We start from the raw sequence: 8,971 nt of genomic DNA, 5'->3' as shown, positions 1-8,971 counted from the left end.
GAGCCTACTTCAGAGAGTACTCGTGATGACAACGGAGCGATTAAACGTGAAGCGGCTCGATTCCGAATTTATGGCTACAATGCTGCTGGTCAAGTTGTTGGAGAACTCAAGGATACTGATCAAGAGACAGAGATAGAGTGGACTGTACATCTGGCAAATCGCAAAGCCCAATGGTATAAATTTGTCGTTGCCCTCGATATTCCTGAGTGGAACTCTGTACCTTCCTCTCGTCGCAACCCACACGTCAAAGGAAATGACCGACAACAACTAGCGATCGTTCCCGAACCTCGCACGATTCAGGGTAAAGAGGTATCAGGTCCAGAGTACCAGTTTGACACGGGTAGCATTACATTTGTGAAGAAAGAGGGCACTGAGAAAAAATGTACCAAAGTACCCTTAGGTGAGTTGCGAACGGATGAATGCGGACGTTTATTAGTCTTAGGCGGTTTAGGCAAATCGGAATCGCCAACAGACGATCCTATCTACAATCCCAACGATCCTGCTGGCTTTGTCAATCCTGATAATTGGTACGATGATATTTCAGACGGGCCAGTTACTGCTACGGTAAAAATTGGAGACAGAGATATTCCTGTTGAGTCCAGTTGGGTAGTAGTTGCTCCGCCTAACTATGCTCCCGGTATCATTGGCTGGCGCACCCTCTACGACTTACTCGTGGATACCTATGTAGAATGTGGCTGGATGCCCATGCCGACAACAGCATCTTTTACTAAGGATATCCTGCCCTTGTTGTCGCGCCTGTCAAATTTACAGTGGGTCAATAAAGGGTTTGCCACCCTGTTTGGCAAGGGGTGTCCTATGGATTTTAGCGATTCTGAATTGATTAAGAAACTGGCTCAGAAACCAGCAGAAGGAGGTGACGATCAATATCAGGAGCTACGGCAGATTGTATTTAACATGTTTCGTCCAGCTGAGACCGAGAGTAATACTCCCAGTTCCTGGCCATGGATTTACGGGGATGCTTTTGACGGCGATCTTGACGGTTCTCCCCGGAAAAATCTAGCTTTATCGAAAGTACGGATGGAGTTGATGAGGTTCTGGGTTGATGGCAATTTTGAGAATGACTACAATCCAGACTCCACACCATTGAGCAGTCTAAATGATTTCTCAGTGCAAGAACAGCCAGCAATGCTGGACAAAGCCGCTCTCCATTTCTGTTTAGCGGATGCCTTTCATCCTGGCTGCGAGCTGACATGGCCTATGCGTCACAGTACCCTCTACTCAAAACCGTTTCGAGTGCGTCATGCTCAAAGTCCTACCAACCAAGATTACGGTACGGTGCTGACTCAGGAAATTGCTCTGCGACCCGGAGGACCACTCTACGCTCAAGGACCAGGAGACCTGACTCGATGGATGGGTATTCCTTGGCAAGCGGATACGGGTTTCTGTCGCTCGGGCTACGACACGGAGTACGACCCTTACCTACCCACATTTTGGCCAGCTAATGTCCCCAACCAAGTTCTCACAGAAGATAATTATGACAATATCATGAAACCGGAAACTGAAGATAAGGAAAAGCTCATAGCTTTTTACCAGCGACATAACTGGCTGCGTCAGTTGCCGTCAGACACTATCGAGGCAATGTTATATATGGTCAATAATTTTGCCAACATGGGAATTATCGAACTCCGCCAAGGCTTGGAGGACAACCCTGATATTCCATCAAAAATCTTTGTCGAGTCTCTCCACCCTGAACAGGTTGAGGAGTTGAGAACTCTATTGGCTGCTTCGGAAGCGGCTCGATTAGCTTTGCCCTCAAAAATCCGACGTGCTGGCTGGAATAGTATTGAGCAATTGGAGGCATTTCGGCGGATTCGATTTGGTAACAGATAAAAGCCCGTAGTAGGTTCTGTCGCAGTCAACTCCGAAGGGGATAAAACTCTCCGAGTCGCGTTGATCGCCCAACAGTTGTTGCGACAGAATCCCAGAGATATTTTTTGATACCATAAAAATGAAACTTTCTATGGAATATGATGTTGCCATTATAGGTGGCGGACCAGGGGGTTGCGCTACTGCTCTAGCTCTGAAACAGCAAGGAATTTCCAAAATTTTGGTTGTAGAGTCGGATCGTTATGAAACTGTTCGCATTGGCGAGAGCATTCCACCAGATACCCGTATTCTTCTGGGTAAATTGGGAATATTAGAGGATTTTCTTGAGGAAAAACACGAGACTTGTTTTGGTAATTGCTCTTCTTGGGGAAGTGACAGCCTAGCATACAATGACTTTTTGCGCAATCCCTATGGTAACGGCTGGCATTTGGACCGGAGACGCTTCAATGCCTTTCTAGCTCAGAAAGCGATGGAAAGAGGGGTGGAAGTGCATTGCGGTACGAAAGTTCGGAATTGCGATCGCCTCCATCCAGAAGGCTTCCAATTACAGCTTATCGGGGAAGACAAGCAAACGCGAACAATTACAGCGAGTTTTCTAGTAGATGCAACGGGAACGCGAGGCAGTTTTGCCAGAACTCTGGGAGCCAGAAAGCTTTTTCTAGACCGACTGATTTGCGCGATCGCTTTTTTCGACCTTCCTGCTGGCTCTCATTTTTCTAAACTAACCCTGTTAGAAGCGGTAGAATATGGCTGGTGGTATGTAGCCAAGCTCCCCAACAATAAGTTGGCAACGGTAGTAGCTAGCGAACCGTCAATTATCAAAGAGACTCGGTTGCACCGGATGGAAAACTGGCTGGCATATCTGAAAGAAACCAAGCACGTCTCAAAAGAATTGGTTGATTGTTCTGCGATCGACAATCTTTCAGTCTCCTCGACACCCCAGGTAAAACCACGGGAACTAATGGTTTGTGCTGCCCCTTCATTCCGATTAAACCGGACTACTGGAAATGGGTGGCTCGCTGTAGGAGATGCAGCTTCGGCTTTCGATCCGATTTCCTCCCAGGGTATTTATAAGGCGCTCTGGGACAGTCTGAAAGCGGGGAAGGCTATTGCTTCCTATTTGCATGGAGATAGTAGTGGTCTGGAGGAGTACGAATCTCTCATTGCCTCTCGATTTGATAATTATTTGACTCAGCGCAATTACTTCTACCAAATGGAACGACGATGGCCTGCTTCTCCTTTTTGGCAGCGACGTCAGGAAAGAACTGGTTTGGAAAAAAGCGATCTTGTTGCTTATGCGTCAATCTAAAAAAGAGGGAGTCAGGAAATCATGGTGAGTAACGTCATAGTAGAATGCTGGGTTAAAGAATCCCTTACTATCTCGTAGAGCAGCAGGGAGTATGTCAAAAGCTAAAATCAAAGCAAAAAAAATAGCAGATAATTATGTTAACAAGAAGATCTATCATCGAGCTAATGAAAGTTGAATTGAGTTAGTATGCTTTCATATAGCTTGCTAACTTTTGATTACTGTATCTCATATCAAATCCGTTTAATTGCAATATAATCTAACCATCCACATTTTGTGAGAATAGTGTAGGCAGCTAACAAGAAAACTATTCAATCTTGACAAACCACTACTGACTACTGAATACTAAATTGATGGTGAGGTGATTCAACCGGATTTGATATCACTAATCTGAGAAATCCTATATCAAGTTAAATATGACTAAAACCCTACTTGTCCCCATCCATCTTGATGCTCTATGCCTAGATCAACAACAACAAGCGCTCAGGGCAATGGCCAACTATACACTATTGCCTTATGTGTATAGAGGGCAATCTCATGGAGCGACACAGCTTAATCTGAGCGAACAAATGCTCGCCCCCTTATTTAACCAAGAATTTGATTTGAAAGCGGGAATCCATCTCCATTGGTCTTTGCCTGATGCTCTAACTAATGGGGAACATGACGAGACAGGAACAACTTTTCCGAGAGTACCCAATCGCTGGTTAATATTACGCCAAGGAGGGAATACAGACAATAAACGATGGATTATTGAAAGTGACTATCTCTATCCCGAAAAAGAGCAAGGCGATGATAGTCCACCACCAGATGCGATTAATATTCTCATAGAGTCGCCGGATCTAGCTACTGTAGATCCTAACGATCCAGATACTTATCAATACCAACGTTACCGTTATATGGGGCGTAATTGGGAATTGGCAGAATGGGACTCAGACACAGAAACTCAAGAATATGCTGAAGCCTTAACTGCTGTTGGCACTAAGGCAACTATCCCAACCTTTGATGAAGTTAAAGCTACTTTTGCTGCATTTTATCCCAATTGTTACAGCGTTTTTGGTTTTGTGGATTCTGATTTTGAAACTACTACACCTCCGTCTGGGCTGCAGTACGATGTTATTGGTTATTATAGTGATGAACAACAGGATTTTTTAAACCTATTCTTAGCTAAAAATGAGGGGAAAACCAATGAAGAGTTACTAGAAATCTTCCAAGAAGAGTTTAATTGGACTATTGAGCTAGACCAAATAGGAGATGAATTTCCTACAACTACAGTGTATCATGCCAGAATTACTTTTACTGGGTTAGGTAATTCACTAGCAGAGAGAGTTAATAGTTTATCTCAACCAACTATTGCTGTGGCTAATTCTGCTCCAGAAGCTCTTGCTGCTTATTTGGCCCACTCCTTTAAGTCAGAATCTCCAGACACAGCAGAGCCAATTCGCAGAGAAGTTGAGGATAAGATACAAGCTTTGCAGTTATTAGAAAAGTTGGAGTCCCACAAACTTAACATTGATGCCAGACTTTTAGAGGGACGACATGAACGAGGGTTTGCTACTCAACATGATGGTTATCTTTGGACACTTCAGCCTCCAGTTGCTCAACAGAGAGGCCAGAGGACAACTCAACCTAGTCAACACAGATTACCAGAAAATGTGGCTGAGGCACTCAATGAACTCAATCGCCTCCAAGAGGAGTATAATCAAGCTTGGCTAAATATAGAGTCGATGCGCCGTCAGTTATACAGTCAGTGGTATTACTTCATGAAGAACAAGACTGAAGATGGCGGACATTTCTATGATACTATTTATGAAACTAGCCTTGCGCCTCTACGGACAGCGATCGCTATGGTGGGAGAATTAGAATTTACAGAGAATAGAAAAAATACTACAGTAACTGCAAAATCTTTGCCTTTTGGAATAGTATCTAAGTTAAATGAAGATTTCGAGCAATACGTTGGTGCTATTCAAGCAGCATCTGACCAAGACTTTAGCTATATAAAGAATGAATTTGCCAAATGTGGGGTGACATTATCCGATCACCCAACTGTTCAAACTATTACTACAGATGAAGCTTGGCGAATAGAGGATAGAGAGCAAACCTATGATGTGAAAGTGGAAGGAGGCATCTTTAATATTTATATTCCTGCCACTGAATCTCAAATTGCCGTTCAAATTACTAATGCTATTCGTCAATTACAGGAAGCGATCGCCTCTCCGAGCTTGGAATATAATCTGAGGCCATTTCCCAGTGAAAATTACTGGCGGGCCAACGAACCCGTTATTTTATTAACTGGAGATGCAGCAAAGGCTCCAGTTCGCTTTGGACAAGACGGACGTTTACGGGATGATGGTTATTTAAAATGTCAACCTCTAGATTTCGATGTTACCACAATTACTCAAGATTTTGAGAAACTGCTGAAGCAAATTGACGACTTCCAGCCTGAAAACGGGGAAGAATCAATTAACTTTATCACTTGGAACGAGCAACCTTGGAATCCTTTTGCCTTCCATTGGTCAGTTTTGGCTTATCCTTGTCGTGACATGGAGAGTGGTGAAGTTCAAGATTACAAACCCAATCAGATTCTAGATAACTACAGTTTAGAATCGAATGCCATTGACCTACAACTTAAGGAAGGAAGGGAAAGTAGTTTTGTTGAAAATAGCAATAGTTACACGGGTTTCAGTATTTTGAGTCCGGCGGCGGGAACAGATTTGAGGGAACGCATAACTGACTATCTGACAGAATACTTACTTCCTGATTATTATGAGGATAACGAGATTCCAGAATCAGAGCAAACACCAGATTATTTGAAGAACAATTTTCAACATGTGAAGGAGTGGTATATTGAGAAAAGTGAGTTAGCAGATAAGGAACCAGAAGAGCAAGTGAAAGATTCTATCTTCGTGGCATTATGGGCATACGAGGAAATGGGAACTTTGCAATCTATGGCTCAGTGCATAGGTGGTTTCAATGATACCCTATTGTTAGCTCAACCAACCTTCCAATTAGAAGTAGACGATCCTCTGAGTCTGGCTGAGGTGGAAAAAATGTTCCACGAGCAGGTACGTTGGACTTTGGGTAATAGTTTGCAATATAAAGTCCTCGAAGGAGACATTTTCAATCCCATCCGTAGTGGAGCAATGTCAATTAATTGGTTATGGTTAATTGATACTTTTGGACAACACAAGAAAGTGATCGAAGGAAGTGAAACAACAGAGGTTGTCACGACTTACCGCATGACTCCCCCTGCTAGCCTGAATGATAATAAAGTTCTCTTGCCACCTCGTTTAGCTCAACCTGCTCGTCTCAATTTCCACTGGTTAGCTGCTAATGCTCTCCAGGAAGTAGAAATGACAAAAGTCCCAGGGAAAACTCCTGTTTGTGGTTGGGTCGTACCTAATAATCTTGATAGTAATTTGGCAATTTATGATGCTCAAGGTGTGAGTTTAGGTACAATTGATCGTGGTGGGAAGTGGCGTAATGCTCCAGGAGTGAATCTCGAACGTAGTGGAGATGATTATCCTCAACTGCCCAATCGTCATTTGCAAAAGATGGTACACTATCTTTTAGACCAAGGGGTTGAGTTTCAACAAAAGTTTATTTCTTCTTTGAATGAGTCTTTAGAAACTATCGACCCGGAAAGTTTTGCCGAGCATCCGAGTTTAGCGTTGTTACTGGGGCGACCTATGGCTTTGGTGAGGGCAACGTTTAACTTGGAAGTTAAAGGAATACCTGCTTGCGATCCGACGGTGAAAATTGAAGGTGTAGACCAAGCACCTGCTACTTATGGGTTTACAGAGGTAAAATTTCCTATTCGTTTAGGAGATTCTCAACAACTCAATGATGGGTTAGTGGGATATTGGAGAGAAACACCTGTGGGTGATGAGGAAGATTATGAATATGAGAATAACATTTTCTATGCTGTTCAAAGTGGTACAGTGGAGAATAATCTGATTAAAACTGAGGCGGAAGTCGAAGGGTTAGTGTGTTTTGAGCAAACTGTAGATGCGACGCCCCAGGGGGTGTCAATGTTAATTGACCCCAGGGGGTTAATTCATGCGACTTCTGGAATTTTGCCTAATCAGGTTTTACGCTTACCTGCGGAAAATTATAACTCAGCTTTACAGGCGATCGAGGTGAATTTCTTGTCTACTCCGATTTTGTGTAATCAAGGTGAAATGGCTATTCCTTTATCTCAAGAACCAGGATATACTTGGTCTTGGTTATCTAAGGTGGGTGAAGATTGGTCGGAGAAAGAAACTATTGAACCCGTTAATTTAAAAGCGAAATTTTCTAAGCCTCAGCAAGCTTATGAAGGTTGGTTGCAATTGAGTAGAGCTGAAAATACTGAGGATTCATAAGTCAGATATTTACTTGAGTTTGCTCGTCAGAAAGATGCGTACCGCATCGTCTACGAATAGAGAACTGAGAAAGATTTGGGAGGGTATTCTCCCAAATTATGTAAACAAATTGAGGTAAAAACAATGACACCTGCTTCGGATTCATTATATGTCTGGTTCATAGATGTTGGGATGGGAGATGCAACTTTTGTCAAATTCCCCGATGGAACAACTATGTTAATAGATTTTGGTTCGACTAAAGCGGAACAAATTAAGGGTGATATCCTGAATTTTTTTCAAGTTCTTAAGGATAACAAATTTATTACATCCGTGCCATTTGATATAGACTATCTCTTTATTACACATCCTGACCAAGATCACTACAATTTGCTGCAATTCTTAATAAAAGCAGGGTATTCTTTCAAAAATATATTTTTTACAGGGCAACATGACGACTATAAAGCAAAAGGTAAAATAGAAGACAAAAAAGGTAACAAATGGAATAGTTTTAAAGATTGGTTAAAAGATCAGGAAAATCATAGAAAAGCATTTCAGCTTAATCAACCGAATGGCCAAAAATCATGGCAGAAACATGGGGATGCAGAAGTTCATTTACTCGCTGCCAATGTAGCAAACCAGGGTAAACATACAACCTTAGCAAACAATCGGAGTATTGTTTTAATGATTGAGTATAAAGGTCAAAAAATTTTACTGGCCGCAGATGCGACTTACATAACAGAAAAGAAAATTTTAGACAATATTAACTCAGCTAATGGTAACTTAAAAGGATTAGATATTAGCAACGCTATTCTGAAACTAGGGCATCATGGCAGTGCGCGTACATCCACTTCAAAGGAGTGGGTAGAAACAGTAAAACCGATATGTTTGTTCATAAGTTCTGAAAGAACTGGAACACAGTATGGTCAAGGAGGAAACGCTTCTGGACATCGATTACCACAACAAGCTGCAATTGATACTGTTAAACAGTTTGCTCCTAATTCTTTGAAAAAAACAACAGATTGTTTGCCAATAAGGGGAGAATTTCACTCCTATGTAGCTTATCACGACGACGTAGATAAGCCGACAAACTGTTTTGGCAAATCTCGCTCTGTTAGCAAATTTTGTGAAGCAGATCAAATTGATACGCTTGAAGAAAAAACTATTCTGAGGGAAGATATTAGCGAGGTTAGTAATTATTATTATGAAAAAAGAACCGACAATCAAATTTTTACCACTATTTGCAAATTAGACTACCCAATTAAACGTGGAACGGGACAGCCAAAACGACCTAAGATTATTGCGGATCGGGGCACAACTTATGGCTTAGAAATTAAATCAAATAGTAAATATATGATTTACCCATGGTTAGGAGAAGAATTTGAGGATTTCGATCATTGGACTGAAGACGATACCTATTACCACCTTGGTGAAGAGTAAGATCCAGAACAAGGATCGTAAATAACGTTAAATTGAGCGA

At 42.1% G+C, this 8,971-nt stretch carries 4 protein-coding genes; all 4 read left to right on the top strand.

The annotated features are described in order from the left end of the window. On the top strand, positions 1-1,851 hold a 1,851-nt coding region (locus tag F6K13_RS07305; protein ID WP_287287109.1), incomplete at its 5' end, for a LodA/GoxA family CTQ-dependent oxidase. Positions 1,852-1,969: 118 nt separating this feature from the next. After that, complete coding sequence (locus tag F6K13_RS07300) at positions 1,970-3,157, top strand: tryptophan 7-halogenase (RefSeq protein ID WP_287287107.1); 1,188 nt, start codon at positions 1,970-1,972, stop codon at positions 3,155-3,157. Between the two features lie 413 nt (positions 3,158-3,570). Continuing rightward, positions 3,571-7,515, top strand: coding sequence for a hypothetical protein (locus F6K13_RS07295; protein WP_287287106.1), 3,945 nt, complete (start codon positions 3,571-3,573; stop codon positions 7,513-7,515). A 123-nt stretch (positions 7,516-7,638) separates the two neighbouring features. Further along, on the top strand, positions 7,639-8,931 hold the full coding sequence (locus tag F6K13_RS07290) for a ComEC/Rec2 family competence protein (RefSeq protein ID WP_287287104.1): 1,293 nt from the start codon (positions 7,639-7,641) through the stop codon (positions 8,929-8,931). The last annotated feature ends 40 nt before the right edge of the window (positions 8,932-8,971 follow it).

This window comes from Okeania sp. SIO2B9 (genome assembly GCF_010672505.1).
Lineage (GTDB): Bacteria > Cyanobacteriota > Cyanobacteriia > Cyanobacteriales > Microcoleaceae > Okeania > Okeania hirsuta.
This window is presented reverse-complemented; position numbering and strand designations above follow the sequence as displayed.